The following is a 26,126-nucleotide window of genomic DNA, read 5'->3' as shown; positions in this document are numbered from 1 at the left end:
CCGCGGCCGGCCACCTGCAGGCGTTCGCCCAGGGTGCCGGCCAGCGGCGGGGCGATGCCCGGCAGGCCGGTGCCGCCCGGCTGGTGGCACATCACGCAGTGGGTGGCGAAGACCGCGGCGCCGTCGGCGGCCACCGCGGGCAAGGCCGCTGCACAAAGAAGGCTGGCGAGCAGGGTACGCATGGCAGGCCTCACCCTCAGCCTTCGGCCACGCCGACCACCGCCGCGAGCGTGCAGTGGAACATCGTCGAGTCGTTGGACATGCACCAGTTGATGTCGTTATGCACGCCCATCCGGTAGGCCGGCCGTTCCCGCTCGTTGGTGTTGCACAGGCAGCGTCCGCAGGCGGTCTTGCCGCAGCAGTCGTTGTAGCTGATGAGGTAGTCCTTGCCGTCGTCCGGGTTGCGGCAGGTGCCGATCCAGGCCACCTTCGAGGCCTCGGTGCCCGGCGGGCAGGTGGAGGCGCTGCCGCCGCAGCACGAGCACAGGTAACCGTCCTGGGCGCAGTAGCGCCAGTATTCGCAGTCCTGGTCGCCGGGCTTGGCGTTGGCGGCCTTGCGGGCCGCGCCGGCGGCGGCCTGGGCGGTGCGGTCGAAGGGCAGCACCGGCAGCACGAAGGCGGTGCCGACCATCAGCTTGCCGATGCGGATCAGGGCCCCGCGGCGCGAGCTCTGCTGCGCCACCTTGCGGGTCTTCCGCTCGAACAGATCATCGAGCCATTTCATGGTTGTCTCTCCTTGGGGTTGGGGGCGGTCAGGCGTGCTGGTGGTCGATGAAGTCCTGCACCGAGGCGACGCCCATCTCCTTGGCGGTGAAGAGGCTCTCGAGCTGCTCGCGGGAGTTCACCAGGCCCTTGGCCACCACCCGGCCGTGCTCGTTGAGGAGCACCGCGTAGGGCAGCTTGGCCACCCGGTAGGCGATGCCGGGCTCGCTGGACAGCACGTAGGGGAACTCCTTCAGGTCGGCTTTCTCGTAGAAGGCTAGGTGCTCGGGCTGCTCGCCGTCGGAGGTGAGCACCACGCGCAGCCAGTCCTGCTCGGTGCGATTGACCGAGCGGAGGATGGGCAGCAGCTTCTTGCACACCGGGCAGGTGGGCGACAGGAAGAACAGCAACGTGCTCTTGTCGGCCGGGCGGCCAATGGTGACGCGGGTGTTGCCCACCAGCGCCGGCAGGTCGAACACCGGCGAGGCCTCGCCGACCTTGGGGCCGGTGTCCATCATCAGCGCGCCCATCGGGGCGACGCGCTCGTAGAGCACGCCGATCTGGCGGGCCAGGGCAAACAGTCCGACGAGGGCGGCCAGGACGGCGATCCAAAGCAGCACGTTCGAAATCATCAGGGCTTCGTTCATGATCAGTTCCTCAGTTGAATCAGGCGGGGGTGGTTGGCCATCAGCTGGTTGGCGGTGGCGTAGAGGCCGAACAGGGCGAGGGTGCCGCCGGCGACGGTGAGGTAGTCGATCCACATCAGGTCGCGGCTGCCGCCGTCCTGTCCGCCGAGCACGGCGAGGATCATCAGCAGGGTGTTGCGGGCGGGGAGCGCCCAGCTGAGGGTGGTGTGCCCCCCTGCTCCGCCGCAGCCGCAGTCGATGTCGGTGTGGCCGCGCAGCAGGTTGGCGACGACGCCGGCGGTGGCGAGGCCGAGCACCGCCACCGACAGCACCAGCCCGACGCTGCGGGTGGCGTCCAGCAGCAGCGCGACGCCGGCCACCGCCTCCAGCACCGGGAAGGCCCGGGCGAAGAGCGGCACGAGGGCCTCGGGCAGCAGCCGGTACAGGTCGACCGACGCCTCGAAGACCGCCAGGTCGCGCAGCTTCTGCCACGCCCCGGTGAGCAGCACCACCGCGATCGCCGCCCCGCAGGCGCGGGCCAGCACGGGGTCAAGAGCCAGGGCGTCCATCAGTGCAGCTCCATCTGGGTGGGCGTCTCGCCGATGCCTTCCATGCGCTTGGCGAGGGCGAGCTTGCCCTTGGCGTCGAACACCGCGATGGCGGCCTTCACCCCGTCGTAGGCGAACAGGCGGGCGCCGTCGCCCTGGCTCACCGCCAGCGCGATGGCGTTGTTGCCGGGGGTGCGGGCGACGCGCTTCTTGGCCGCCAGATCGACGGTCCAGATCTCCTTGGCCGGCGTCTTGTGGCTGCCCTCGAAGCCCTTGTCGTGCATCCCCACGAACAGCCGGCCGCTGGCATTGTGCTGGGCGATCAGCTGGTAGCCGCCGGGGCGCCAGCCCTGCTTGCGATCGGCCGCCGAGAGGATCGACCAGGGCGACTCGAAGCTCGCCACTTCGCCGCCCACGTGGGCGGTGTAGACATCGCCCAGGAAGGACACGAAGCGGTAGCTGTCGCCGTCCTGCTCGCCGTGGATGAAGATCGGGTCCTTGTCGGCGTCGAAGAACTTGGCGCTGCGCTTCTGGCGCGCCACCTGGCCGGCGGCGTCGAGGCTGACGGTGAGCAGCGTGCCGTCTCCGCAGACGGTGGAGAAACGCCCGCCGGTGCTGGCCGCCGGCAGGATGCTCCAGCAGCCCGGCGTCGCCACCTCGGCCACCATCCGGCGTTCCTTCAGGTCGATCACGCCCACCGAGGTCGCCGGGGTGGCGAACTGCACGAACAGCCAGCGCCCGTCGCTCGACGGCCGGATCGTGCCCTTGTAGTTGAGCGACTGGGCATGGCGCGGCGGGATGGCGATCTCGCCGGTCTTGGCGAGGGTCTGGGCGTCGTGCACGTCCACCACGTCGGTGCGGGTGCCGTGGTTCAGCCGCGTGTAGTAGGTGGTCGCAACGAAGATTTCCTTGCGATCCGCCGACAGGATGGCCTGGCCGGCGTAGCCCGTGGCGATCACCCCCTCGTAGCGCAACGAGGTGCCATCCACCACGTGCAGGCGTCCATCCACGATGTGGCCGATGGAAACGTCCGACAGATAGATGCGATACGGATTGGCCGGCGGCAGCTTGCCGGTGGTTATCACTTCCGGAGCCAGTTCGGCGCTGGCGCCGGCACACAGGCCCAGCAGCAGCAAGCTCCCCGCTAACGATTTTCGAAGCACGTTTTCCTCCTTCTTGCTGCGGTGCCCGAACCGTCGTCTCTCTGTCGGGGGCACCTGTCAGTCGTCCCGCCCGGGCACTCCCGGGGCGGGTTTCCCGCGTTTCGGACATGGCGTTCCGGGCTGCGGTTGGAGGCATAGTGGGGGCTACCCAAAAAGGGCGCTATCCAATATCGGCAATTCCAATTTGGTGCAAGTGTCTGTCCAAAAAGGGGATTTTTGTGTGCACTGCACCATCGTTGTGCGCCGCACAACAAGAGTTACAAGACCCTTGCGGATTTGGGGCAATTGGTATTACTTTGATTTTAAGAGTCGTAAGACCGCCCCAAACCACACCAAGAAGAGAGCACAGCCATGGACTTGCAGCCCAGGAGAAGCGGCACCGAACCCAGCCCGTTCAGCGCGTTTGCCACCACCCAAACCGAAGACGCCCACGAGCACGCATGCAGCCTGCAACAGTGGATCCAGACCTACGAACAGCTCTCGCCGGGCCGCTTCAACGGGGAGATCGAAGAGGCCTGGTTCGGCAATGTGCAGGTATTCCGTGAGCGTACGAACCAGATGGTTCACGAGGCCGGATCCTCCTGGAAAGGCTCGCGGACATTCGGGATTCCGCTGAACCTCGAAGGCCAGGGCTGGTACTGCGGCGAGTCCTTCGACCGGGACACGATGCTCACCTTGCATGGCGGCGAGGAGCTCGATTTCCGCACCCCGCGCAAGCTCGACGTGGTGGCCATCACCACCGACAAGGGAGTCTTCAACGACTACGCCCTGCGCACCGAAGGCCGCGACATCGAGGCCGAACTCGGCAAGCGGCGGATCATCCCCAGCAGCGCCGAGAAGATGCAGGAGCTCAGCGCCCTGCTCCTCACCGTGCTCGACACCGCCCGCAACAGCCCGCACATTCTTGGGCACGCCGCCATGCGCAAGGCGATGGAGCACGCCATCTTCGACAGCCTGCTAGCCGTAATCGGCAACGGCGTCGATGCGCTTCGTCCGCCATCCACCAGCCAGGCCCGCCGCCAGATCGTCGATCGCGCCCGCGACTACATGCGCCACCACGTGAACGAGCCCATCACCGTGGCCGACCTGTGCGCCGAACTCAACGTGTCACGCCGCACACTGCAGTACAGCTTCCAGGACGTGCTCGACGTGAACCCGGTGAGCTTCCTGCGGGCCATGCGCCTCAACGGCGTGCGCCGCGCCCTGCGCAACGGGGACGGCCGCGAATCGGTCACCGACGTGGCGCTGCAGTGGGGCTTCCTGCACCTCTCCCACTTCGCCGCCGACTACAAGGCGATGTTCGGCGAGCTGCCTTCCGAAACCCTCCGGCGCCGGCTGGGCGTGCCGGATGCAAGCTGAACGACAGACTCCTGACCGACATCGGCAACGCGCCCTGCCGCATCGGGCGCAAAAAAAGCAGAAAGCCCTCGATCCGAGGGCTTTCTGCTTTGGTGCGACGGGTAGCCGGCGTGCGCCGGGCGGGGTCAGAACCGGCCGAGCTTGCGGTACAGCGTATTGCGGCTGATCCCCAGCCGGCGGGCGGCGGCCGAGATGTTGCCGTTTTCGGCTTCGAGGGTGCGCTGGATCATGTCGCGCTCGATCTCCTCCAGGCGGCCGAAGGCGGCAGCACCGGTGGGGACGGCCTCGGCACAGGCCATGGTTTCGGCGACACGGGCGGTGACGGGTTCGGGCGTGACCGGGCTGGACGAAGCCAGGGCACCGATTTCCTCGAACACGTCGTCGGGCAGGTGCCAGGTTTCGATCACGTCCTCGTCGTCGTCCAGCAGCGCGATGCCCACCTTGATGACGTTGCCGAGCTGGCGGATGTTGCCCGGCCAGCGGTAATTCAGGAAGGCATCCATCACCCTGCTGGAGACGGTGACGTTGCGATCCGGGCCGGCCTCTTCGCGGAGCAGCTTGTCGATCAGGCTGCCGATGTCGCTGCGCTCGCGCAGCGACGGCAGGTTGATGCACAGGCCGTTGAGGCGGTAGTACAAGTCTTCGCGGAAACCGCCGCGGGCCACTTCTTCCTTCAGCCGGCGGTGGGTGGCGCACACCAGGGTGATGTCCACCGGAATGCTCTTGTTGGTGCCGAGCGGGGTCACGCAGCGTTCCTGGAGCACGCGCAGCAGGCGGGCCTGGAGCGACAGGGGCATGTCGCCGATTTCGTCGAGGAAGAGCGTGCCGCCGTGGGCCTGCTGGATCTTGCCGACCGCGCCTTCCTTGCGGGCGCCGGTGAAGGCGCCGCCGGAGTAGCCGAAGAGCTCGGATTCGATCAGGGTCTCGGGAATCGCCGCACAGTTGAGCGCCACGAAGGGGCCCTGGCCGCGGGGGCCGCTGTTGTGGAAGGCCTTGGCAAACATCTCCTTGCCGGCGCCGGATTCGCCCTGGATCAGGATCGGGATGTCGCGGCCGAGCACGCGGGTGGCCTTGTCGATGGCGGCCTGCAGGCGCTCGTCGCCGGTGGACAGGGACTTGAGGGTCAGGCCGGGACGGGCGGTCGGGCGGACGTTCTCAACCTTGGGCGCCTTGCCCACGCGTTCGCCGCGGGCATCCAGCAGCACCGGGCCGGAGGTGGCCAGCGCCGTGAGGTTGCCGCGCAGCCGGCCATAGAAACGCTCGCCGTTGCGGCCGTTGATGGCGATCAGCGACGACGGGTCGCGCCGGGCGCGGTCGACCAGGGTGCCCAGGGGCACGTCGAACAGCATGGTGTAGTGACGGCGGGGCAGGTCTTCGCGGCGCATGCCGAGGAGGTCGAGGGCGGCCTGGTCGGCGCCCAGCAGATCGCCGTCCGGGCCGATGGCCAGCAGGGCCTCGCAGAGGCTGCCCACGTGGTCCGGGCGGGAGTGGAAGCTGAGCAGGCCCTGGTGGGCGAACTCGGCTTCGAAGATACGTTTCTCGATGATGCGGGACGACATTTTTACGAGACCCAGCGAGTGGCGTTGATAAGCCCGGTAGTCGCTGGAGATGTCCAGCGCCCCGATCAGACGCCCCTGCGCGTCCAAGATGGGCGCGGCACTACAGGTGAGAAAGGCGTTGCTCTCGAAGAAATGTTCGGAGCCGAAGACATTAACGGCATTGCGCTCGGCAAGTGCAGTCCCGACCGCGTTTGTTCCGCGATCGAATTCGTTCCAGCTGGCGCCGGGGCGCAGGGCAACCTGTTCGGCGCGGCTGAGGAAGTCCGGATCGCCGTAGCTCTGGATCAGCATGCCCTGGGCGTCGGCCAGGATCACCATGCTGTGGGAGTTGCGGATCTGCTCGAAGAGATGCTCCAGCACCGGCTGGGCGTGGGACAGCAGGGTGCGGTTGCGTTCGCGGGCTTCGGTCACGGCGCGCATGTCCGGATCGCGGGTGCCCTTGAAGGCCGGATCGAGCCCCGCCTGCCGGCAGCGCTCCCAGGAGCGCAACACGTTCCGGTCGAGCAAGGCCTCCGGCACCTCGCCCCGATCGAAATACAGGGAACGCGCCTCCTGAAGGCTCATCGAGCGAGCCTCGGTATTGAAAGGTACCTGCATGTGTTCGTCTCCTCCGCTATAACGGATTGTGTTCCGGGTTTTAACCCGGTTTATGGTGAGTGCTCCAAAATGTAGCAGCCGAATCATATTTCAGCAATGTGACTGCTCCACGGCGGATACCCATGAGCAAACTCCGTTCCAGTTTATTCACTCATAAGAAAAACTAAGAAACCCGCCTCCAGCGCCGGAAAGCCGAGACACCCCCGCAGAAGCCGTGACAAGTGGCACGCCCCTTGCTGAATGATGCCCACCACGGCGATGCCTGCTGCGCCCCGCGCCCCATCGCTCGACGCATTCCAATCCAGACCAAAGGTGACCCAGGTGACTGCTCGCAACTTCTTCTCCCGCCCTCTCCGTGCTCTCTCCACCGCCGTCCTGGCCCTGGCGGCCGGTGCCGTCATTGCCCACGGCGACGTGACGCCCCAGGCGGTGGACACCTCCTCCCTCAAGCAGGTTGGCAAGGAGTGGCTCACCAAGAACCCGTATCTGGGCAACAAGGAAGCGATCCGCATCGGCGACTCGGCCTTCAACCAGAACTGTGCCCGCTGCCACGGCCTGGGCGCCGTGTCCGGCGGCATCGCACCGGATCTGCGTTACCTGCCGGCCGGCCAGGAAGGTGACGAGATCTTCCTGCAGCGCATCCGCCACGGCGCGACCCGCGACGGCCGCGTGTACATGCCCCCGTTCGAAGGCATCCTGTCCCAGGAAGCCATGTGGACCATCCGCGCCTGGCTGGAGACCGTCCGTGAAGACTGATCGCCGTCGTTTCCTGCTTGCCGCCGGGGCCGCCGCCCTGGCTGCCAGCCTGCCGGCCCGGGCCGACGGACTGGCCGAGATCCGCCAGCGCGGCAGCCTCCGGGTTGCCGTTTACAACGGCTTCGTACCCTGGTCCGACAAGGGCAACGGGATCGACGTGGAGCTTGCCCAGGCGCTGGGCAAGCAGCTCGGCATCGCCACCCAGGTGGTCGGCTACAACGCCGACGAGGACATGGACGACGACCTGCGGAACATGGTCTGGAAGGGCCATTACCTGGGCCAGCAGCCGTCGGACGTGATGATGCACGTGCCGGTGGATTCCTATCTCCAGGGCAAGAACGAGAAGGTCAAGATCTTCGGGCCCTACCACCTGGAAACCATTGCGGTTGCCCGCATCCAGCGCATCGGCTCGATCCGCGGCTCGGCCGCCACCGCGCTGGAAGTCTTCACCCGCGAGAAGATCGGCGTCGAAGGCCGCTCGCTGGCCGATGCCTTCCTGCTGGGCGTGCTCAACGGCCGCCTGCGCGAGAACGTAGTGCATTTCAACAGCGTGGCCGCCGCCGTCGAGAAGCTGAAGGCTGGCGACCTGGCCGCCGTGATGGGCCCCCGCTCGGAGATCGAGCAGGCCCTCGGCAAGGACAACCGCTTCGTCATCGAAGTGGTGCAGATGCCGGAACTCAAGATCAACAGCTGGCCCATCGGCATGGCCGTCAAGGCCGAGGAGACGGCCCTGGCCGACACCGTTGGCGAGGCGCTGCGCGTGCTGCAGAAGAATGGTACCGTCGCGTCCATCTTCGCCCGTCACGGCATCACCTATGTCCAGCCCACGCTCTGATTCGATGATCCGCACTCTGCTGGCCGGCTGCGCCCTGCTTCCCGCAGCGGCGTTTGCCGCGCCCTTCGCCTACGTCCCCAACGAAAAATCCGGCACGGTGTCGGTGATCGACACCGCCACCGACACCGTCGTGCGCACCCTGCCCGGCGGCGCCCGCCCCCGCGGCATCGCCAGCGACGGCAAGCGCCTGTTCATCAGCGAGGCGCCGTCGGATGGCCTGGTGATCGTCGATATCAGCGCCGAGGAGCCCACCCGGCACATCCGCCTGGGTGAATCGCCCGAAGGCGTCAGCGTCTCGGCCGACCGCAAGCGGGTGGCGGTGGCGGTGGAAGAATCCAACAGTGTGGTGGTGCTCGATGCCGCCACCGGGCGCAAGCTCGCCGACATCCGCGTGCGCGGCAAGAACCCGGAACACGCGGTGTTCAGCCCCGACGGCCGCTGGCTGCTGGTAAGCGCCGAGGACGCCGAACAGGTCGATCTGGTGGATGTGAAGGCCCGCCGTCAGGTGGCGCAGATCCCGGTGGGCGCCCGCCCCCGCGGCATCGGCTTCACCCCCGACGGCAGCCGTGCCTACGTGGCCTGCGAGCTGGCAAGCACGGTCTACGCCATCGACATGGGCAAGCGCAAGGTGATCGCCACGATCAAGGCGGGCACCTTCTCGAACGGTGTGGCCGTGGCGCCGGACGGCCAACGTGTTTATGTTTCCAACGGCAAGGACGGCACGGTGAGCGTGATCCGCACCGCCGACAATCAGGTCGAAGCCACCCTGCCGGTGGGCAAGCGGCCCTGGAACATGGCCCTCACCCCCGATGGCCGCAAGCTCTACGTGGCCAACGGCCGTTCCAACAGCGTCTCGGTGATCGACACCGAACGTCTCGCCACCATCAGTGAAATCCCCGTCGGCGAGCTGCCGTGGGGCGTCGTCGTGCAGCCCTGACACAGGGCGTCGCGACACGAACTGAACCATCCCGACACACCTGCTCCACTTTGGAGCAGGTGTGCGCACCCCACATCAGAGCTTCAGGATCCACTCGATCGCGGCCTTCAGATCAGCATCACTGATCTTGTCCGGGCCGTTCGGGGTCATCGGAATCTGGCCCCACACACCGGAACCACCGTGACGCACCTTGGCGCTCAGCACCGCCACGGCGTCGCCCTGGCCCTTGTACTTGGCCGCCACGTCCTTGTACGACGGGCCGACGCGCTTCTGGTCGACGGCATGGCAGGCGGTACAGCGGGCCTTCTTGATGATCTCCTCGGACGCCATCGCCGGCGCGGCCGCGGCCACACCCAGCGCAATCGCGCACATCATCGGAATGAATTTCATAGCTCCTCCTTGGATCGGACTTGTGATTGATTTTGGCGGCGGCCTGCAGACCACCCGCCCCGCCACCATTGCAAATTCCGTGCGCCGATGCCACCCGCCCCAAACTGAACGCCAATCCCTTTTCCAACAAGCACTTGCCCGATCCGGGAAGGATGCGAGCGGGCAGCGGCGCTGCTCCGCCGCTGCACACCTGCTCCATCCCGACACGCACCACGGAACACTTTTCCGCCCACGGCTGGCCTTTAGGGGGCGGTAGACCAGGCCAAGCCTCTGGCATGTTTCCTGCACTGCCTCCCCCGTGAAGAAAGCCGATCCCAACTCGCCAATCCCCGCGGAGGAGGCCATCCGGCGCTCCTGGGAGCGCTGCGCCGCCAACGGCCTGCGCAACAACGAGCATCTGCCCGACGGCATCCTCCCCCGATCCAGCCTGGCCGACCGGCTCGAAGGCAACGCGCGGCTGGTGGCCTACGCCCAGCCGATCATGGAGCACCTGCACCAGCAGATCGCCCGCTCGTCCTCCACCATCCTGCTGGCCGACGACGCCGGGATGATCCTGCGCGCAGTGGGCGACGCCGATTTCGCCGAACGCGCCGCGCGGGTCGCCCTGCAGCCCGGCGTGTCGTGGGCCGAATGCACCATGGGCACCAACGCCATCGGCACCGCGCTGGCCGAACAGCGCCCGATGGCGGTGATCGGCACCGACCACTTCCTTGAGCGCAACCGCTTCCTCACCTGCGTCGCCACCCCGATCCACGGCCCGGCCGGCGGCGTGCTGGGCATCCTCGACATCTCCACCTCGGCCCAGCTCAGCCAGATCCACGCTCAGGCGCTGATCCAGACCACCGCCGAGATCATCGAGAACCGCCTCATCGAGAGCCTCCCCGAAGCCGCGGTGACGATCCGCTTCCATCCCCAGGCCGAGGCGCTGGCCTCGCCCCTCGAAGGGCTCGCGGTGTTCAACGAGGCCGGCGAGATGCTCGCCTGCAACCGCCGCGGTGAAACCCTGCTGGGCATCGGCGACAGCCGCAAGGAGCGCCCGGCCTTCTCGCGTATCTTCGAGACCCGCTGGACCACCCTCCTCGACCACGCCTTGTCGAGCAGCCTGCGCCCCACCCTGCTGTGTGCCCACGGCGGCCGCGAATTCGCCGCCCGGGTCCAGGCCGGCCGGCTGCAGGCCCTGCGCCCGGTGGCCGCCAGCGCGCCCGACATGCCCGCCGCTCGCCGCGGCGTGACCCTCGAAGACCTCGATCTGGGCGACCAAACCGTGGCCTCGGCGGTGCGCCGCGCCCGGCGCATCGTCGGGCTCGACATCCCGCTGCTCATCCAGGGCGAAACCGGCACCGGCAAGGAAGTCTTCGCCCAGGCCTTCCACCACAGCAGCCCGCGCCGCGACGGCCCCTTCGTGGCCATCAACTGCGCGGCCATCCCCGCTAACCTGATCGAAGCCGAACTCTTCGGCTACCGGGCCGGCGCCTACACCGGCGCCCGGGGCGAAGGGGCCCGCGGCAAGCTGCGCGAAGCCCACGGCGGCACCCTGTTCCTCGACGAAATCGGCGACATGCCCCTGCGCCTGCAGGCGGTGCTGCTGCGGGTGCTCGAAACCCGTCGGGTCACGCCCCTGGGCGGCGGCCCCGAGGAGGCCATCGACCTGGCACTGGTGTGCGCCAGCCACCGCCCCCTCAAAACCCTGTGCGAGACCGGCGAGTTCCGCCCCGACCTGTATTTCCGCCTGTCGGCCATGAGCCTCGCGCTGCCCACCCTGCGCGAGCGCAGCGACATCGAGGCCCTCGCCCGCCGCATCCTGCGCGACGAATCCCCCGATCGCCCGCTGCGCCTGGCGGCCGCCACGCTGGACGTGATCCGCCGCCACCAGTGGCCCGGCAACATTCGCGAGCTGAAGAACGTGCTGCGCCTCGCCACCGCCATGCTGGGGCCGGACGAAGCCACCATCACCCCCGACCACCTGCCCCACGACCTGATCGACGCCGGTGAGACGCGCCCCACCACGCAAAGCCTGCGGGCCGCCGAAACCCGGCTGGTGGAAGAGACCGTGGCCCGCCACGCCGGCAACATCTCCGCCGCCGCGCGGGAACTGGGCATCACCCGCACCACCCTCTACCGCAAGCTGCGGCGCGGCTGACCCTGCCCGCAGCTGCCCGACCACGCCGGGCCGTGGGATACTCGCGGGCGTCCTTTTTCAGCCTTGTCTGCCATGTCCAGGTTCCGCGCCATCGCCGCCGCCCTACTCGCCGCCCTCGCCCTTGCCGGCTGCGAAGAACCGCCTTCGCCCCTCGTCCCCGAGCTGCAGCAGCAGTTCCGGCCCGGCTATCCCCTCGCCGATGCCATCCAGAGCCTCAAGGCCCGCAACGCCACCCTCTCGGTGTACAACCGCAGCGAATGCGAATCCCTGGCCCGGGCCAACACCATGACGTCACGCCTGCGCCCCGGCGGCGGGCCGTGCATCTTCGGCAAGATCCCGGTCTCGAAGAACTGGCTGGGCGGCCACACCGACGTGATCCTGCAGCTCGTCTTCAATGCCGAGGACAAGCTGCAGGATGGCGACTTCGAGGAAATCCGCGTGCCCTTCGGCTGGAACTGACCCACCGCCCCTGACACCCCGCCGGGCATCCCCGCCCGCCCACGGCCAAGGCGCCCCCTGACAGACCTGCAACGCCACTGCCAGCACTGCCAGGCGCGCTGCCACTACGCCACCGCGACAAGACGCCGCGATCACGTGGTCGGCAGCACGTCCCCATTTCATCCCCACCCGCCCCCGCCGGGACTCGTCCGAGCCCTCCGAACACTGCCAAAATACTGCCAATCAACGCCACGGCAGCCCACAATGGCAGTCGACGTGCGTCCGATTGCCGCACCGGAAGCAATCATAATAAATTGATTTAAAAGAACTTAATCACAAACCACGAAATGGCACGGGAATTGATTGGGTAACACCCATCAACAAAAAACGCTGCCACACATGTCGCTTCACCCCACCGCCAGGCATCTCGGCTGGCTCATCGTCGTCAAGCTGCTCGCCCTCGTGGCGCTGTGGTGGTGCTTCGTGCGCGATGCCAGTCTCGAGGTGGACGCGCAGGACATGTCGAGGCAGCTCGCCCCCAACCCCGTCGTCCAAGGAGCACCTCGTGGTCAGTGAACAACTGGTTGATCTATCGCGGCTGCAGTTTGCCGCCACCGCCCTTTACCACTTTCTGTTCGTCCCGCTCACCATCGGCATGGTGTGGCTGCTGGTCATCATGGAGTCCGTCTATGTGATGACCGCCAATCCCCTCTACAAGGACATGACCCGCTTCTGGGGCAAGCTGTTCGGCATCAACTTCGCTCTCGGCGTCACTACCGGGATCACCCTCGAATTCCAGTTCGGCACCAACTGGGCCTATTACTCCCACTACGTCGGCGACATCTTTGGCGCACCGCTCGCCATCGAGGGGCTGATGGCCTTCTTTCTCGAGTCCACGATGATCGGGCTGTTCTTCTTCGGCTGGGACAGGCTGGCGCGCAAGGAGCACCTGCTCGTGACCATCCTGATGGCGGTGGGCACCAATCTCTCGGCCCTGTGGATCCTGATCGCCAACGGCTGGATGCAGAACCCGGTAGGCGCCGAGTTCAGCTACGTGACGATGCGCATGGAGATGACCGACTTCTGGGCGGTGGTCTTCAACCCGGACGCCCAGGCCAAGTTCGTGCACACGGTGTCGGCCGGCTACGTCACCGGCGCCATGTTCGTGCTGTCGATCTCGTCCTGGTATCTGCTGCGCGGGCGCGACGTGGAGTTCGCCAAACGCAGCTTCGGCATCGCTGCCGCCTTCGGATTCGCTTCCGTATGCTCGGTGATCGTCCTCGGCGACGAATCGGGCTACACCGTCGGCGAAGCCCAGCAGACCAAGCTGGCGGCCATGGAGGCGATGTGGGAGACCGAGCCCGCGCCGGCGTCCTTCAACCTCGTCGCCATCCCCAACGAAGCCGAGATGAAGAACGACTTCGCCATCGAGATTCCGTGGGTGATGGGCCTCATCGGCACCCGCTCCCTGGACCGGCAGATTCCGGGCATCAAGGAGATCAAGGCCCGCAACCGCGAGCGCATCGTGTCGGGCATGAAGGCCGTCACCGCCCTCGACGCCCTGCGCGCCAACCCCGCCGACGCCACCGCCCGCCAGACCTTCGAGCAGCACAAGGCCGACCTGGGCTTCGGGCTGCTCCTCAAGAAATACGTTAACCGCCTGGACGACGTGACGCCGGCCATCATCGACAAGGCCGTGGGCGACACCGTGCCGCGGGTCGCGCCGATGTTCTGGAGCTTCCGCCTGATGGTGGCTCTGGGCTTTGCGATGCTGCTGCTCTTCGGGCTCGCCCTGTGGCACTCGGTGAAGGGCGACTTCGCCAGCCGGCGCGGCCTGCTGCGGGCGGCGCTGTATTGCCTGCCGATGCCGTGGATCGCCTGCGAGGTGGGCTGGTTCGTGGCCGAATACGGCCGCCAGCCGTGGACCATCTACGGTGTGCTGCCCACCCACCTTTCCGTATCGACCCTGAGCGTGGAGAGCCTCTATGGCTCCCTCGCCGGCTTCGTCGGCTTCTACACCGTGCTGCTGATCGTCGAGATGTTCCTGATGATCAAGTTCGCCAGGCAAGGGCCGGGCAGTCTCGGCACCGGTCGCTACGCCCACGAAGCCCACGCCTGAACCGAGGACGATTCCAAATGCTCGACTATGAAACCCTCAAACTGATCTGGTGGCTGCTGGTCGGCGTCCTGCTGATCGGCTTCGCCATCATGGACGGCCACGACATGGGCGTCGGCACGCTGCTGCCCTTCGTCGGCCGGAACGACACCGAACGGCGCGTCGTCATCAACACCGTCGGCCCGCACTGGGACGGCAACCAGGTGTGGTTCATCACCGCCGGCGGCGCCATCTTCGCCGCCTGGCCGCTGGTCTATGCCACCGCCTTCTCAGGGCTCTACTGGGCCATGCTGGCGGTGCTATGGGCACTGTTCTTCCGCCCGGTGGGCTTCGACTACCGCAGCAAGATCCACGACCCCCGCTGGCGCAGCACCTGGGACTGGGGCCTGTTCGTCGGTGGCGCCGTGCCGCCGCTGATCTTCGGAGTCGCCTTCGGCAACCTATTCCAGGGCGTGCCCTTCAGCTTCGACGATCACCTGGTATCCACCTACTCCGGCAGCTTCTGGGCGCTGCTCAACCCCTTCGCGCTGCTGGCGGGCGTCGTCTCGTCGGCGATGATCACCTTCCACGGGGCCATCTATCTCGCCCACCGCACTCAGGGCGAAATCCAGTGGCGGGCCCTGCGGGCGGCCGGCTTCTTCGGCGGGCTGACGATCCTGAGCTTTGCCGCGGCGGGCCTGTGGCTGTGGCTGGCGATCCCCGGCTATGTCATCCAGTCGGCGGTCGACGGCGCGGCGCTACCCAATCCGCTGGGCAAGACCGTGATCCGCGAAGCCGGCGCCTGGTTCGCCAACTACCGCGCCCACCCCGCCACCGCCGCGCTGCCCCTGGCGGGCACCGGCGGCGTGCTGGCGGCCCAGGTGCTCGCCCGCCACGGCCGCACCCTGGCCGCCTTCTGGGCCTCGGCGCTCGCCATCGCCGGCATCATCGGCACCGCCGGCGCAGCGCTGTTCCCCTTCGTGATGCCGTCCTCCCTCGCCCCCAACGCCAGCCTGACGGTGTGGGACAGCGTCTCCAGCCAGCTCACCCTCAACATCATGCTGTGGGCCACGCTGATCTTCATGCCGCTCATCGTGCTCTACACCAGCTGGGCCTATCGCGTGATGGGCGGCAAGGTCACCCCCGCCTATGTCCGCGAAAACAGCCATTCGGCTTACTGAGGAGTCAATCGCATGTGGTATTTCACCTGGATCCTGGGCGTCGGCTTTGCCGTCTTCCTGGCCATTCTCAACGCCCTGTGGGCCGAACACGAGGCCAGCCGCCAAGCCACATCCCGAGGTTCGCGCGATGAACGCTAGCCCCTACGACCAGCTGGGCGAGGCGGGCATCGACCGGCTCGTGGAGCGCATCTACCACTGGATGGCCGAGCTGCCCGAAGCCGAGGCGGCGATGCGCCTCCACCACCCCGACATGAGCGAGGTCAAGCGGCGCCTCGCCGCCTTCCTGAGCGGCTGGCTGGGCGGGCCGGACCGCTTCCGCCCCCTTTACGGCGAGCCCTTCATGCGGCGCCGACACATGGCCTTCCCCATCGACAGCGCCGCCCGCGACGCCTGGATGGCGGCGTTCCGCAAGGCCCTCGACGAGGTGGTGGACGAGCCCGGGCTGCACGCGTGGCTGCTGGCGCGCTTCCAGGCCATGGCCGACCACCTGCGCAACCGGGCAGACTCCAGCGCCCCCCAGGCGCACACCGGCTGCAGCTGCAGCACGGCCTGAACGCGCCGGCCGACCAACATCAGCCATGTTGACCAAAACTGGCACACACCCTGGAACCCAAGAAATGCCGGACACACTGCCTGAGCCCCCTTTGCCACGGATGCACCTGCCCTGCCTGGCCGTGGCCATCCTGATCATGCTGGGCGGCTCGCTGAACCCCTTCCTGATGGCCGGTCCGCAAGGGCAGGCCGACCACGGGATGGCCTTTGTGCTGCTCATCGCGATGACCGCCGGCATGGTGCGTGGCGTGGGCTTCGTGCCCGTGGGCCGGATCTGGCGCTGGCTGTTCTCTGGCTGGACGTGCCTGCTGAGCCTGATTGCCGCCGCAGCCATGAGATTTCTCGCATGACGCCCATGACACCAGCCGGTTCCGGCAAGGCCGTGGCCCCTTCACCACCTCAGGAAACACCCCATGAAACACCTGTTCATCGCCACCTCGCTCAGCCTGCTGGCCCTGTCGGCCCAGGCCGTGGACATTGCCGTCCCGGCCGCGGAAGTCCACGCCCGCGTACAACAGCCCAACCAGAACCTGCTCTTCGTGGACGTGCGCGATCCCGTCGAGATCATGTTCGTCGGCTTCACCGACGCAGTGCACGTGAACGTGCCCTTCCTGATGGTGGACCGCACCGCCTGGGATGAGAAACGCGGCGTCTACAAGCTGGTGCAGAACCCGGAATTCGTCAGCCAGATCAAGGCCGAACTTGAACGACGGGGCCTCGGCATGGATGCCGAAGTGATCACCTTGTGCCGTTCGGGGAGCGAACGGGGCGAGCCGAGCGCGAGCTTCCTGCGCAGCAACGGCTTTCCCAACGCCCGTTACGTGATCGACGGTTTCCAGGGCACGCCCCTCAAGGAGGGCCCCCAGGCCGGAATGCGGGTGGTCAATGGCTGGCAGAACAGTGGCCTGCCCTGGAGCACGAAGATGAACCCGGCCAAGATGTACCGTCTCGACAAGCACTGAGGCCATGCCGGGACATCACGCATCCATCGTCCCCGGCGCCCCGATTGTTCAGCCTGCTGAACAGTGAATCCCGCGCGGGCGTCTTCCGCCACTGCAACCATATCCCTAAACTTGCGCATCCAGCCCGGCCCAGCGCCGGGCGGCACGCCGTTTACTCCAGGGATTTGCAATGCAGCTCACCCCCCGTCTCGTCCTGATGCTCGCCACCCCGCCCGCCATGTGGGCTACCAACGCGGTGGTCGGCCGCATGGCCATCGGCAGCATCGACCCGCTGCTCCTCAACGCCCTGCGCTGGGTGGTCGCCTTCGTGCTGCTGCTGCCCCTGGGCTGGGCGGCCATCGGCACCCCGGCAGCGCGGGCGCAGATCGTCGAGCGCTGGCGCTACCTGCTGGTGCTGGGGGTGATCGGGGTGGGCGCCTACAACGCGCTGCAATACATGGCCCTGCGCACCAGCACGCCCCTCAACGTCACGCTGATCGCTTCCAGCTCGCCGGTGTGGGCGATGGTGGTGGGCGCGGTGGGTTACAAGGTTCGTCCCACCCGGCTGCAGCTCATCGGCGCGCTGCTGTCGCTGGCGGGCGTGGCGCTGGTGATGTCCCGGGGCAACCCGGCGGCGCTGGCCGACATCCACTTCGTGCAGGGTGACCTGCTGATGCTGGTGGCGATCATCGGCTGGTCGCTCTACAGCTGGATGCTCGCCAAGCCGCCCGCCCACATGCTGGGCGCGGCGCGGCCCGACTGGAACTGGGCGCAATTTCTGGTGGCCCAGGCGATCTTCGGGGTGAGCGGCGCGGTGGCGACCGCGGTGGTGGGCGACATGATCGCGCCCTCGGCCCCCACCCAGTGGTCGTGGCAGCTGGTGGCGACCATCCTGTTCGTGGCCATCGGCCCGTCGATCATCGCCTACCGCCTGTGGGGCCTCGCAGTGGCCGAGGCGGGGCCGGCGATGGCGTCGATCTTCTACAACCTCACGCCGCTGTTTGCGGCGGTGCTCTCCGCCGCGGTGATCGGCGAAGGCCCGCAGCCCTTCCACGGCGTCGCCTTCGGGCTGATCGTGGCGGGCATCGCGGTGTCGTCCCGGTCGGCGGCGGCGCGGGCCGGCAAGTAAGTCCGGTCCAGCCCGGTTCGGCCGCCAGAAACAGCAAGACCCCGGCGGGGGGACGTCCGGGGTCTTGTTGCTTGCGCCTGGCGCTGGCGGATTACTTGGGCGCCAGGGTCAGGATCCACTTCACCAGTTTCTTGGCGTCGGTTTCCTTGATGGCCACCTTGTTGGGGGGCATCGCCAGGCCGCTGACCTTGTCCTTCCAGTGGCTGCCGTAGGGGTTGGAGCCTTCCAGCACCACGCGGGTCAGGAAGACGTCGGCGCCCGGCTTGCCCTTGTACATCTTGGCGACATCCTGCCAGGCCGGGCCGATGGGGGCCATGCCGTTGGGGCCGGGGGTGCCGGACTCGATGGAGTGACAGGTCAGGCAGCCGCTCTTCACGGCGAGGGCCTTCATGTCATCGTCGGCGGCTGCCGCAGCGGTCGTGGCGACCAGGGCCAGCATCACCGGAACGACGGTGTTACGTAAGGCAAACATGTTTCTTCTCCTTGGCTAAAAATCGAAAGACTCCCCGGGCGAGCCAGGCAGGGCCGACCGACTGGCCTGCCCCTGCCGCACCGTCCGGTGCATCTGCGTTAAATCCATGTTCCCGCCCAGTTTCCGCCGGATCGGGAACGCCTGCTTGTGAATCGTCTGCGGGCCCGGGCAGCGCCTGCGGGTGACCGCTTCGGCCCGCATGGCAACCCTCAGGCCTGGGCCAGGGGCAGGCACAGGCGCACCTGCAGCCCGCCGCCCGGGGCCTCGTCGAACCAGCACGAGCCGCCCGCCATCTCGGCCCGCTCGCGCATGCCGAGCAGCCCGCCACGGGAGCGCCGGACGATCTCGCTGGCCTTGCCCACGCCATTGTCGGCCACCGTCAGCTCCACCGCCTTGCCCACCTCGCGCAGGGTCAGCCGCACCTGGCTGGCCACGCTGTGGCGCAGCACGTTGGTGAGCGCCTCCTGCACCGTGCGATACAGGGCCAGCCCGGCCGCCGGCGGCAGCGCCGGGAGCGATTCGGGGAAGGCCGCCTCGATACCGATCTGCGGCGCCCGACCGCGCCAGCCGCTCACCAGATCGTTCAGGGCGTCCATCATCTGCAGGCCTTCGAGGCCGTGGGGGCGGAGCTGGGACAGCAGGTTGCGCACCTGGGCGAGCATGCGGGTGGATTCGTTGCGGATGTCCCGCGCGCTGTCGGCCAGATCATCCGGCGACGCCCGCCCGGCGTGGCGTTCGATGTAGGCGGCGGAGACATTGACTGCCGTGAGCGACTGGCCGAGCTCGTCGTGGAGCTCCCGGGCCAGCTCGCGGCGCTCGTTTTCCTGCAGCTCAAGCAGCTGGCGGGCAAGCTGCTGGCGGGCCTGACGGGTTTCGGAAAGCTCGCCGGACATGCGCTCGATGGCGCTGGCGATGCTGGCAAACTCCTTCAGCCGAAAGGCCGGCAGGCTCACCCGGCCTTCGTCGCGGCCCACCCGGGCGAGGCCGTCTTCCAGCTCACGCACCGGCTTGAGCGCCCGATGGGCAGCCAGCCAGGCCACCACCGCCATCGCCAGGGAGAACACCAGCAGGGTCGCCATGATGCGGGCGCCGTCGCGCAGCACTTCGTGGATTTCAGCGCGGGCATCGGCGCGAATCACCAGCGTGCCATCGCCCAGCGGAATTCGCCGCTCATGGATCTGGCGACCGTCGAGCAGGTAATCCACCAGCGAATCCATCAACCCACTGCGGGCGGGCGCAAGGCCCTGCTCCAAATTTGAACGCTCCACATGGAGCGCAACGTGTCGTAACTGACCACCTGCCAGCAGGGCTTCCAGGTCGCCCGCGCGGGATTCCGGCGCGGCACTCACCGCCAGCATGGTGTTCACCAGGCGCGTGGACGCCGCCATTTCCTCGGCCACATCCTCGCGCAGCGCCAGTCCAACCCACGCCGCCGCTGCCAGCAGCAGCGCGAGGGCGAATCCGAGCACATAGCCGAACAGTCGCCAGCGTAGATCCATGGGTGTCTCCCCTTATATTCCTTTGGGAGTAATCAGAGCAAGGCATGTGCCAGCCCGCCGGCATGAGCGCACCACGCCGTCCGCACGGCCAGAATGAAGAAACCGCCGCTTCCGGCTGGAAGGCGGCGGTTCCGGCGAAACCCGTGCGGCCCGTCAGCGGGCAGCCACGGCGGCAATCACGGCATGCAGATCTGGCCGGTAACGGCGGACGGTGCGCCAACGGTGGTGCCCATCACGTTGAGGTGGCCGCTGACATTGGCAAAGGCGCCCTTGCCGTCGGAGCCGGAGATCAGGATCTGCTCGGTCATCAGCTTGGGCACGACCTGGCCGGTGGCCGACAGCTGGGGCTGGATCACCACCACGTCGGTGGTGTAGATCGCGGTACGGCGGGCGCCGTGGCCCAGCCACATGGTGGTGCGGGCGGTCTGGACGATCTGGCGCGGCAGCGGCGAACCCACGGCCGGCACCGCCACCGGCGCCACCGTGGCCGGCGCACCGGGCACCAGGCTGGCCATCGGCTCGATGGTGTTGCCCGCATAGCCCGTCGCCACCGGGAAGCCGGCCAGGGACAGCTGGACGCTGAAGCAGTCACCACCGAACAGCGAGGCCGGCGTGCCCGGCTGGGCCACGGTCCGGATCGTGCAGGCCGCGTCGGGCAGCAGCCTGGCCGTGCCGATCACCGGCACGCAGACGGCGCCGGCAACGCTGGAGGCAAGGGTGAGCAGCAGGGGAAGGGCGAATTTCGGGGTCATGCGAATGCTCATGATGAGATGAACTCCGGTGTCGGATGAGGGGAAGACGAAAGCGTACCGGAGCTATCGCAACGATTCACGACGAACAACCCAAATTGGGTGGCAGCGCATCTCGACGGGGCAGGCGCGCCTTTGTCGTTCGAGCTGCGCGGCAAGCGGGTCAACCTGCGTGGCACCGGACTCAAACCCGAGGAGAAGGCCGCGAAGGACGGCAAACCGGCATCCGGCAGCACCGCTTAAGACTCCCTTAAGCCAGATGGAGGATGATGCGGGATGTATCCAGCCCCCATCATCCCCATGCCGTCCATCGCCCTTCGCCCGCTGATTGCTGCCGTTGCCCTTGCCGGTCCTGCCTTTTCCGCCATAGCCCTTGACCCGGCCTTCATCGCCATCACGCCTTCCCAGGGGCAGGCGCTGGGGGTGGCAACCCAGCGGGTGGTGAGCGGCAGCAGCGCTGCGGCGGCGGGGCTGCCGGCAACGGTGAGCATCCCCAACAGCCAGGTGCGGGTGATCGCCGCGCCGCTGGCCGGTGTGGTCGAGAGCCTCGAAACCGCGCCGGGGATGACCGTGAAGAAGGGCCAGCTGCTGGTGCGGATCTCCAGCCCCCAGGCCCTCGAACTCCAGCGCGACCGCCTCCAGGCCGACGCCCAGGCCACCTTCTCGCGCCAGACCTTGTCCCGCGACGAGCAGCTCTACCGCGAAGGCCTGATCGCCGAATCGCGCCTCCAGGCGAGCCGCGCCAATGCCGCCCAGAGCGCCGCCCAGGCCGCCGAGCGCCGCCAGGAGCTGGCCCTCGCCCAGCACAGCGGCGGGCAGACCCTGTCCCTCGTCGCCCCGATCGCCGGCAGCGTGCTGGAGCAGCACGTGAGCGTCGGCCAGCGGGTCGAGCAATCCGCGCCGCTGTACCGCATCGCGCGGCTCGATCCGCTGTCGGTGGAGATCCAGGCTCCGCTGGCGGTGGCCAGCCAGGTGAAGGTGGGCACGCCGCTGCGGATTCCGTCCACCGGCGCCCGAGGCGAGCTGATCGCCATCGGCCGGGCCGTCGATTCCGCCACCCAGAGCGTGCTGCTGCGCGGCCTCGTCACCCACGGCGCCGACAGCCTGCGCCCGGGTCAGGCCACCGCCGTCGATCTTGATCTGGGCAACAAGGGCGCCGCCGGCAACGCCACGCTGCAGGTGCCGGCCAGCGCGGTGCTCCGCCACGACAACAAGCAGTGGGTCTTCGTGGCCGCCCGGGACGCGGCGACCGCCGGCTACCGGGCGATCCCGATCAGCGTGACCGGTCGACTCGGCGACACCAGTCTGATCACCGGCCTGCCGCCGGATGCCACCGTGGTCACCAGCGGCGTCGCCGCCCTCAAGGCCACCTGGCTCGGCATCGGCAAGGAATGAGGGCGACACCTGCCGCCCCCGCCCTGCCCCACGCCACACCCACCCCCTAGCGACTCACCCCGAGCCCCGACCCCATGCTCTCCCGCCTCATCGAGTTCTCCCTGACCCAGCGCCTGCTGGTGCTGGTCGCCACGCTGCTCCTCATCGGGGCCGGCGTGGTGGCCTGGAATGGCCTTCCCATCGACGCCTTCCCGGATGTCTCCACCACCCAGGTCAAGCTCATCATCAAGGCCCCGGGGATGACGCCCGAAGAGGTCGAATCGCGCATCACCGTACCCATCGAGCAGGAGATGCTGGGCATTCCCCACCAGCGCATCCTGCGCTCCACCTCCAAGTACGCGCTGGCCGACGTGACCCTCGATTTCGACGACGGCACCGACATCTACTGGGCCCGCCAGCAGGTGGGCGAGCGCCTCGCCAACGTGATGGGCAACCTGCCCCCCGGCGCCACCGGCGGCCTCGCGCCGATCACCACGCCGCTGGGCGAGATGTTCATGTTCACCATCGAGGGCCCGATCTCGCTGGAAGACAAGCGCACCCTCCTCGACTGGACGATCCGCCCGGCGCTCCGCACCGTGGCCGGCGTGGCCGACGTGAACAGCCTGGGCGGCGAGGTGCGCAGCTTCGAGGTGACGCCCGACCCGGCAGCCCTGGCCGCCCGTGGCCTCAACCTCGGCCAGCTGGCCGCCGCCCTCGAAGCCAACAACCGCAACGACGGCGCCGGCCGCCTCACCGAGGGCGAGGAGACCCTGCTGGTGCGCGCCGAGGGCGCCATCTGCAACCTCGACGACGTGCGCGCCATCGTGCTGCGCGGTGAAGGCGGCGTGGTCCGCGTGGGCGACGTGGCCGCCGTGCGCATCGGCGCCCTCACCCGCTACGGCGCGGTCACCCGCAGCGGCGAGGGCGAGGCGGTGGAGGGGCTTGTGCTCGGCCTGCGCGGCGCCAACGCCGGCAAGGTGATCGAAGGGGTGAAGGCGCGCCTCATCGAGATCGCGCCACAGCTACCGCCGGGCGTCAGCGTCGTGCCCTTTTACGATCGCAGCGAGCTGGTCGGCCGCGCGGTGCATACCGTCTCCAAGGCGCTGGTCGAGGCCATCGTGCTGGTGCTGGTGCTGCTGCTGGCCTTCCTCGGCAACCTGCGCGCGGCGCTGGTGGTGGCGCTGATGCTGCCCCTGGCGGCGCTGGCCACCTTCATCGCCATGCGCGCGGTAGGGCTGTCGGCCAACCTGATGAGCCTGGGCGGGCTCGCCATCGCCATCGGCATGCTGGTGGATGCAGCGGTGGTGGTCGTCGAAAACGTCGAGACCCAGCTCTCCGAAGGTGGTGCCAGCAGCCGGCAGCCCCTGCTCCATCTGGTCTTCCGGGCGACCCGCGAGGTGGCGGCCCCGGTGGCCTCGGGCATCCTCATCATCGTCATCGTGTTCCTGCCGCTGCTCACACTGGAAGGCCTGGAGGGCAAGCTGTTCGGCCCGGTGGCGCTGACCATCGTGTTCGCCCTGTCGGCCTCGCTGGTGCTGTCACTCACCGTAGTGCCGGTGCTGGCGTCCTTCCTGCTCAAGCGCGGCGACGCCCACGAGCCGTGGCTGATCCGCAAGCTCCAGGCCGGCTACGCGCCGCTCCTCGACTTCGCCCTCACCCGTGGCCGGCTGATGGCGGGGATCGCCGGCGGGTCGCTGGTGGCCGCCGGGTTTGCCTACCTGGCCCTGGGCAAGACCTTCATGCCGACGATGGACGAAGGCGACATCATCATGCAGCTCGAAAAACTGCCCTCCATCAGCCTCGCCCAGACCATCGCCACCGACCTGCGCGTGCAGCAGGCGGTGATGCAGCAGGTGCCCGAGGTGAAAGCCATCGTCGCGCGCTCCGGCTCGGACGAGCTGGGCCTCGACCCGATGGGCCTCAACCAGACCGACACCTTCCTCGTCCTCAAGCCCCGCGACGAATGGCGCCAGCCGGATAAAAACTGGCTGGCCGACCAGCTGCGGGCGGTGATGGAGAACTTCCCCGGCATCGCCCTCACCTTCACCCAGCCCATCGACATGCGCGTCTCCGAGATGCTCACCGGCGTGCGCGGCGATCTGGCGATCAAGCTCTACGGGCCGGATCTGCCCACCCTCAACCAACTGGCCACCCAGATCGAGGCCGTGGTGAAGGCCGTGCCCGGCGCCGAAGACACCATCACCATCCGCAACGAGGGCGTGCAATACCTCAAGGTGCAGGTGGATCGCCTCGCCGCCGGCCGCTTCGGGCTCAATGTCGAGGACGTCCAGAACAGCCTGCGCAGCCTGCTCGAAGGGCGCATCGCCGGTACGGTGATCGAATCCGGCCGCCGCGTGCCGCTGCTCATCCGCGGCCCCGGCAGCCTGCAGAGCGACCCGGACGCCTTCGCCGCGATCCGCATCACCACGCCCGACGGCCACAGCCTGCCACTCGCCAGCGTGGCGCGCATCGAGCGCATCGACGGCCCGGTGAAGGTGGACCGCGAGAACGCCCAGCGCTACGCGGTGATCCAGTCCAACGTGCGCGACCGCGATCTGGTCGGCTTCGTCGATGAGGCCAAGGCCGCCGTCACCGCCAAGGTGCCGCTGCCCGCCGGCTACCGCCTCGCCTGGGGTGGCCAGTTCGAGAACCAGCAACGCGCCGCCGCCCGCCTGGGCGTGGTGGTGCCGGTGGCCCTCGGACTGATCTTCGTGCTGCTGTTCTCCACCTTCGGGTCGGTACGCCAGGCCCTGCTGGTGCTGGCGATGGTGCCCTTCGCGATGGTCGGCGGCGTCTTCGCGCTGGCCCTGTCGGGCGAATACCTGTCGGTGCCGGCCTCGGTGGGCTTCATCGCGCTCCTGGGCATCGCGGTGCTCAACGGGGTGGTGATGGTCACCTACTTCAACCAGCTCCACGCCCGGGGCATGCCCATCGGCCAGGTGGTGGTCGAAGGCGCCAGACGCCGGCTGCGCCCGGTGCTGATGACCGCCAGCATTGCCGCCCTGGGCCTGGTGCCACTGCTCTTTGCCACCGGCCCCGGCTCGGAAGTCCAGCGTCCCCTCGCCATCGTGGTGATCGGCGGGCTGGTCAGCGCCACCGCCCTTACCCTGCTCCTGCTGCCGCTGCTGTACCGCCGCTTCGGCATCGCCCCTGCTGCCCCCACCGCCCAATGAGCCCAGACACGTCCCCCGTCGTCCTGACCCTCGTGATGCCCGCCGAGGTCGAGGACGCCCTGATCGACACCCTGCTCGAACACCCCGAGCTCGCCCCCGGCTTCACCACCGATGCCGTCGAGGGCCACGGCGAGCGCATCCGCTTCGTCGGCACCGCCGAGGAAGTGCGCGGCCGCGCCGCCTACTGCCGCGTCCAGCACGTCACCACGCGGGACGACGCCGAGGCGCTGCTGGCCATCCTGCGCGAGCGCTTCGCCGGCAGCCGGGTGTATTTCTGGATCACCCCGGCGCTCGCCTTCGGGAGACTCGAATGAAGCGCCGCCTGCTCGCCCTGGCGATGGCCGCCCTGCCCCTGTGGGCCCACGCCGCCAACCCCGCCGACGCCCCCGATCTGCCGCCCCGTGCCCAGGTGCTGGACGCCGTGCTCGGCAGCCCGCAGGTGCGCGCCGCCGGATCGCAGATTTCGGTGGAAGAAGCCCGCAGCCGGCGCCTCGAAGCCGGCAACCACGAATGGACCCTGCGCCTGATGGACCAGCAGCGCCGGGTGCGGCCCGCACCGGCCGGCCGCTACAACGAATGGGAAGTGGGCGTCGAGCGCGCCGTCCGCCTGCCGGGCAAGCTGGATCTCGACCGCCAGCTCGGCGCCGCCGGCATCGCCAGCGCACGCATCGCCCGCGGTGACGCCCTCCACGAAACCAGCCGGATGCTGCTCGCCAACTGGTTCGACTGGCTGCGCGAAAACGCCGCCGCCGACCAGTGGCGCCGCCAGCGCGACATCCTCGCCCGCCAGGCGCAGGTGGTGCAGCGCCGGGTCGAGCTGGGCGACGCCCCGAAGCTGGAACGCCTGCAGGCCGACGCCGCCCTCGCCCAGGCCGAGGCCCAACTGGCCCAGGCCACCGGCCGCGCCCAGG

29 protein-coding genes are annotated in these 26,126 nt (G+C 68.3%); 19 read left to right on the top strand and 10 right to left on the bottom strand.

The features are described from left to right. From QQK25_RS18825 to QQK25_RS18805, 5 genes are all read right to left on the bottom strand, one after another. The coding region (locus tag QQK25_RS18825) for a c-type cytochrome (protein ID WP_284189326.1) at window positions 1-182 on the bottom strand (182 nt) is incomplete at its 3' end. Between the two features lie 14 nt (window positions 183-196). Beyond that, entirely contained in the window at window positions 197-724 is a 528-nt protein-coding gene (locus tag QQK25_RS18820; protein ID WP_284189325.1) for a methylamine dehydrogenase light chain, read from the bottom strand. Between the two features lie 28 nt (window positions 725-752). Next, complete coding sequence (mauD, locus tag QQK25_RS18815; RefSeq protein WP_284189324.1) at window positions 753-1,349, bottom strand: methylamine dehydrogenase accessory protein MauD; 597 nt, start codon at window positions 1,347-1,349, stop codon at window positions 753-755. Window positions 1,350-1,351: 2 nt separating this feature from the next. Then, a complete protein-coding gene (locus QQK25_RS18810) occupies window positions 1,352-1,897 on the bottom strand; it encodes a MauE/DoxX family redox-associated membrane protein (RefSeq protein WP_284189323.1) in 546 nt (181 codons plus the stop codon). Continuing rightward, window positions 1,897-3,039 carry an amine dehydrogenase large subunit gene (locus QQK25_RS18805; RefSeq protein WP_284189322.1) on the bottom strand — a complete coding sequence of 381 codons (1,143 nt, stop codon included), beginning with the start codon at window positions 3,037-3,039 and terminating at the stop codon, window positions 1,897-1,899. The genes QQK25_RS18810 and QQK25_RS18805 overlap by 1 nt, the downstream gene beginning before the upstream one ends. 351 nt (window positions 3,040-3,390) lie before the next feature. On the opposite strand from QQK25_RS18805, the gene QQK25_RS18800 reads away from it, so the two are divergent. Next, complete coding sequence (locus QQK25_RS18800) at window positions 3,391-4,398, top strand: helix-turn-helix domain-containing protein (protein ID WP_284189321.1); 1,008 nt, start codon at window positions 3,391-3,393, stop codon at window positions 4,396-4,398. Between the two features lie 125 nt (window positions 4,399-4,523). On the opposite strand, the gene QQK25_RS18795 is transcribed toward QQK25_RS18800, so the two are convergent. Next, window positions 4,524-6,554: a sigma-54-dependent Fis family transcriptional regulator gene (locus tag QQK25_RS18795; protein ID WP_284189320.1), complete on the bottom strand. Its 2,031-nt coding sequence runs from the start codon at window positions 6,552-6,554 to the stop codon at window positions 4,524-4,526. Window positions 6,555-6,875: 321 nt separating this feature from the next. Between QQK25_RS18795 and pedF the strand changes: the two genes are divergently transcribed. From pedF to QQK25_RS18780, 3 genes are read left to right on the top strand one after another with little or no spacing between them, the layout of a single operon-like run. Beyond that, window positions 6,876-7,310, top strand: coding sequence for a cytochrome c-550 PedF (pedF, locus tag QQK25_RS18790; protein WP_438696520.1), 435 nt, complete (start codon window positions 6,876-6,878; stop codon window positions 7,308-7,310). Continuing rightward, window positions 7,300-8,145, top strand: coding sequence for a substrate-binding periplasmic protein (locus tag QQK25_RS18785; protein WP_284189319.1), 846 nt, complete (start codon window positions 7,300-7,302; stop codon window positions 8,143-8,145). Before pedF ends, QQK25_RS18785 begins: the two co-directional genes overlap by 11 nt. Before the next feature lie 4 nt (window positions 8,146-8,149). Further along, window positions 8,150-9,082, top strand: a complete 933-nt coding sequence (locus tag QQK25_RS18780; RefSeq protein WP_284189318.1) for a beta-propeller fold lactonase family protein — start codon at window positions 8,150-8,152, stop codon at window positions 9,080-9,082. A gap of 75 nt (window positions 9,083-9,157) precedes the next feature. On the opposite strand, the gene QQK25_RS18775 is transcribed toward QQK25_RS18780, so the two are convergent. Next, on the bottom strand, window positions 9,158-9,472 hold the full coding sequence (locus QQK25_RS18775) for a c-type cytochrome (RefSeq protein ID WP_153159777.1): 315 nt from the start codon (window positions 9,470-9,472) through the stop codon (window positions 9,158-9,160). A 298-nt stretch (window positions 9,473-9,770) separates the two neighbouring features. Between QQK25_RS18775 and QQK25_RS18770 the strand changes: the two genes are divergently transcribed. The 10 genes from QQK25_RS18770 (at window position 9,771) to QQK25_RS18725 (ending at window position 17,948) form a co-directional block, all read left to right on the top strand. Next, a complete protein-coding gene (locus tag QQK25_RS18770; protein WP_284189317.1) occupies window positions 9,771-11,612 on the top strand; it encodes a sigma-54-dependent Fis family transcriptional regulator in 1,842 nt (613 codons plus the stop codon). A 72-nt stretch (window positions 11,613-11,684) separates the two neighbouring features. Continuing rightward, the gene (locus QQK25_RS18765) at window positions 11,685-12,071 is read left to right on the top strand and encodes a hypothetical protein (RefSeq protein WP_284189316.1); all 387 of its coding nucleotides are present in this window, start codon (window positions 11,685-11,687) and stop codon (window positions 12,069-12,071) included. 378 nt (window positions 12,072-12,449) lie between these two features. Beyond that, a complete protein-coding gene (cydP, locus tag QQK25_RS18760) occupies window positions 12,450-12,626 on the top strand; it encodes a cytochrome oxidase putative small subunit CydP (protein WP_284189315.1) in 177 nt (58 codons plus the stop codon). Next, the gene (locus QQK25_RS18755; RefSeq protein WP_284189314.1) at window positions 12,616-14,169 is read left to right on the top strand and encodes a cytochrome ubiquinol oxidase subunit I; all 1,554 of its coding nucleotides are present in this window, start codon (window positions 12,616-12,618) and stop codon (window positions 14,167-14,169) included. Before cydP ends, QQK25_RS18755 begins: the two co-directional genes overlap by 11 nt. A gap of 17 nt (window positions 14,170-14,186) precedes the next feature. Further along, entirely contained in the window at window positions 14,187-15,326 is a 1,140-nt protein-coding gene (gene cydB / locus QQK25_RS18750; protein WP_284189313.1) for a cytochrome d ubiquinol oxidase subunit II, read from the top strand. A 12-nt stretch (window positions 15,327-15,338) separates the two neighbouring features. Continuing rightward, a complete protein-coding gene (gene cydX / locus QQK25_RS18745) occupies window positions 15,339-15,464 on the top strand; it encodes a cytochrome bd-I oxidase subunit CydX (protein WP_284189312.1) in 126 nt (41 codons plus the stop codon). Next, window positions 15,454-15,879, top strand: coding sequence for a group II truncated hemoglobin (locus QQK25_RS18740; RefSeq protein ID WP_284189311.1), 426 nt, complete (start codon window positions 15,454-15,456; stop codon window positions 15,877-15,879). Before cydX ends, QQK25_RS18740 begins: the two co-directional genes overlap by 11 nt. Window positions 15,880-15,943: 64 nt before the next feature. Next, window positions 15,944-16,228, top strand: a complete 285-nt coding sequence (locus QQK25_RS18735) for a cyd operon YbgE family protein (protein WP_284189310.1) — start codon at window positions 15,944-15,946, stop codon at window positions 16,226-16,228. A 63-nt stretch (window positions 16,229-16,291) separates the two neighbouring features. Continuing rightward, window positions 16,292-16,840: a rhodanese-like domain-containing protein gene (locus QQK25_RS18730; protein ID WP_284189309.1), complete on the top strand. Its 549-nt coding sequence runs from the start codon at window positions 16,292-16,294 to the stop codon at window positions 16,838-16,840. A gap of 169 nt (window positions 16,841-17,009) precedes the next feature. Further along, on the top strand, window positions 17,010-17,948 hold the full coding sequence (locus QQK25_RS18725; RefSeq protein ID WP_284189308.1) for a DMT family transporter: 939 nt from the start codon (window positions 17,010-17,012) through the stop codon (window positions 17,946-17,948). Between the two features lie 91 nt (window positions 17,949-18,039). Here QQK25_RS18725 and QQK25_RS18720 read toward each other — a convergent pair whose 3' ends face one another. From QQK25_RS18720 to QQK25_RS18710, 3 genes are all read right to left on the bottom strand, one after another. Then, window positions 18,040-18,420 carry a c-type cytochrome gene (locus QQK25_RS18720; protein ID WP_284189307.1) on the bottom strand — a complete coding sequence of 127 codons (381 nt, stop codon included), beginning with the start codon at window positions 18,418-18,420 and terminating at the stop codon, window positions 18,040-18,042. A gap of 209 nt (window positions 18,421-18,629) precedes the next feature. Further along, complete coding sequence (locus QQK25_RS18715) at window positions 18,630-19,919, bottom strand: sensor histidine kinase (RefSeq protein WP_284189306.1); 1,290 nt, start codon at window positions 19,917-19,919, stop codon at window positions 18,630-18,632. Between the two features lie 176 nt (window positions 19,920-20,095). After that, a complete protein-coding gene (locus QQK25_RS18710; RefSeq protein WP_284189305.1) occupies window positions 20,096-20,683 on the bottom strand; it encodes a hypothetical protein in 588 nt (195 codons plus the stop codon). An 87-nt stretch (window positions 20,684-20,770) separates the two neighbouring features. Between QQK25_RS18710 and QQK25_RS18705 the strand changes: the two genes are divergently transcribed. The 5 genes from QQK25_RS18705 to QQK25_RS18685 all read left to right on the top strand — a co-directional run. After that, the gene (locus tag QQK25_RS18705) at window positions 20,771-20,911 is read left to right on the top strand and encodes a hypothetical protein (RefSeq protein WP_284189304.1); all 141 of its coding nucleotides are present in this window, start codon (window positions 20,771-20,773) and stop codon (window positions 20,909-20,911) included. A 33-nt stretch (window positions 20,912-20,944) separates the two neighbouring features. Beyond that, window positions 20,945-22,063, top strand: a complete 1,119-nt coding sequence (locus QQK25_RS18700) for an efflux RND transporter periplasmic adaptor subunit (protein ID WP_284189303.1) — start codon at window positions 20,945-20,947, stop codon at window positions 22,061-22,063. Between the two features lie 74 nt (window positions 22,064-22,137). Next, a complete protein-coding gene (locus QQK25_RS18695) occupies window positions 22,138-25,215 on the top strand; it encodes an efflux RND transporter permease subunit (protein WP_284189302.1) in 3,078 nt (1,025 codons plus the stop codon). Next, complete coding sequence (locus QQK25_RS18690) at window positions 25,212-25,529, top strand: DUF3240 family protein (RefSeq protein ID WP_284189301.1); 318 nt, start codon at window positions 25,212-25,214, stop codon at window positions 25,527-25,529. Before QQK25_RS18695 ends, QQK25_RS18690 begins: the two co-directional genes overlap by 4 nt. Next, window positions 25,526-26,126 (top strand): hypothetical protein (locus tag QQK25_RS18685; protein WP_438696518.1); only part of this gene is annotated, 601 nt, incomplete at its 3' end. The genes QQK25_RS18690 and QQK25_RS18685, both read left to right, overlap by 4 nt.

It is taken from the genome of Zoogloea oryzae (assembly GCF_030161255.1).
Lineage (GTDB): Bacteria > Pseudomonadota > Gammaproteobacteria > Burkholderiales > Rhodocyclaceae > Zoogloea > Zoogloea oryzae.
The sequence above is the reverse complement of the archived record's forward strand: the minus strand, read 5'-3'. Positions and strand labels throughout refer to the sequence as shown.

Excerpts from the sequence above, each read along its gene's own strand:
- QQK25_RS18740 (WP_284189311.1), top strand. The coding sequence starts at position 15,454 with ATGAACGCTAGCCCCTACGACCAGCTGGGCGAGGCGGGCATCGACCGG.
- QQK25_RS18695 (WP_284189302.1), top strand. The coding sequence starts at position 22,138 with ATGCTCTCCCGCCTCATCGAGTTCTCCCTGACCCAGCGCCTGCTGGTG.
- QQK25_RS18735 (WP_284189310.1), top strand. The coding sequence starts at position 15,944 with ATGCCGGACACACTGCCTGAGCCCCCTTTGCCACGGATGCACCTGCCC.
- QQK25_RS18690 (WP_284189301.1), top strand. The coding sequence starts at position 25,212 with ATGAGCCCAGACACGTCCCCCGTCGTCCTGACCCTCGTGATGCCCGCC.
- QQK25_RS18810 (WP_284189323.1), bottom strand. The coding sequence starts at position 1,897 with ATGGACGCCCTGGCTCTTGACCCCGTGCTGGCCCGCGCCTGCGGGGCG.
- QQK25_RS18715 (WP_284189306.1), bottom strand. The coding sequence starts at position 19,919 with ATGGATCTACGCTGGCGACTGTTCGGCTATGTGCTCGGATTCGCCCTC.
- QQK25_RS18795 (WP_284189320.1), bottom strand. The coding sequence starts at position 6,554 with ATGCAGGTACCTTTCAATACCGAGGCTCGCTCGATGAGCCTTCAGGAG.
- QQK25_RS18765 (WP_284189316.1), top strand. The coding sequence starts at position 11,685 with ATGTCCAGGTTCCGCGCCATCGCCGCCGCCCTACTCGCCGCCCTCGCC.
- QQK25_RS18730 (WP_284189309.1), top strand. The coding sequence starts at position 16,292 with ATGAAACACCTGTTCATCGCCACCTCGCTCAGCCTGCTGGCCCTGTCG.
- QQK25_RS18710 (WP_284189305.1), bottom strand. The coding sequence starts at position 20,683 with ATGAGCATTCGCATGACCCCGAAATTCGCCCTTCCCCTGCTGCTCACC.
- cydX (WP_284189312.1), top strand. The coding sequence starts at position 15,339 with ATGTGGTATTTCACCTGGATCCTGGGCGTCGGCTTTGCCGTCTTCCTG.
- QQK25_RS18775 (WP_153159777.1), bottom strand. The coding sequence starts at position 9,472 with ATGAAATTCATTCCGATGATGTGCGCGATTGCGCTGGGTGTGGCCGCG.
- QQK25_RS18725 (WP_284189308.1), top strand. The coding sequence starts at position 17,010 with ATGCAGCTCACCCCCCGTCTCGTCCTGATGCTCGCCACCCCGCCCGCC.
- QQK25_RS18780 (WP_284189318.1), top strand. The coding sequence starts at position 8,150 with ATGATCCGCACTCTGCTGGCCGGCTGCGCCCTGCTTCCCGCAGCGGCG.
- cydB (WP_284189313.1), top strand. The coding sequence starts at position 14,187 with ATGCTCGACTATGAAACCCTCAAACTGATCTGGTGGCTGCTGGTCGGC.
- QQK25_RS18820 (WP_284189325.1), bottom strand. The coding sequence starts at position 724 with ATGAAATGGCTCGATGATCTGTTCGAGCGGAAGACCCGCAAGGTGGCG.
- QQK25_RS18800 (WP_284189321.1), top strand. The coding sequence starts at position 3,391 with ATGGACTTGCAGCCCAGGAGAAGCGGCACCGAACCCAGCCCGTTCAGC.
- cydP (WP_284189315.1), top strand. The coding sequence starts at position 12,450 with ATGTCGCTTCACCCCACCGCCAGGCATCTCGGCTGGCTCATCGTCGTC.
- QQK25_RS18720 (WP_284189307.1), bottom strand. The coding sequence starts at position 18,420 with ATGTTTGCCTTACGTAACACCGTCGTTCCGGTGATGCTGGCCCTGGTC.
- mauD (WP_284189324.1), bottom strand. The coding sequence starts at position 1,349 with ATGAACGAAGCCCTGATGATTTCGAACGTGCTGCTTTGGATCGCCGTC.
- QQK25_RS18700 (WP_284189303.1), top strand. The coding sequence starts at position 20,945 with ATGTATCCAGCCCCCATCATCCCCATGCCGTCCATCGCCCTTCGCCCG.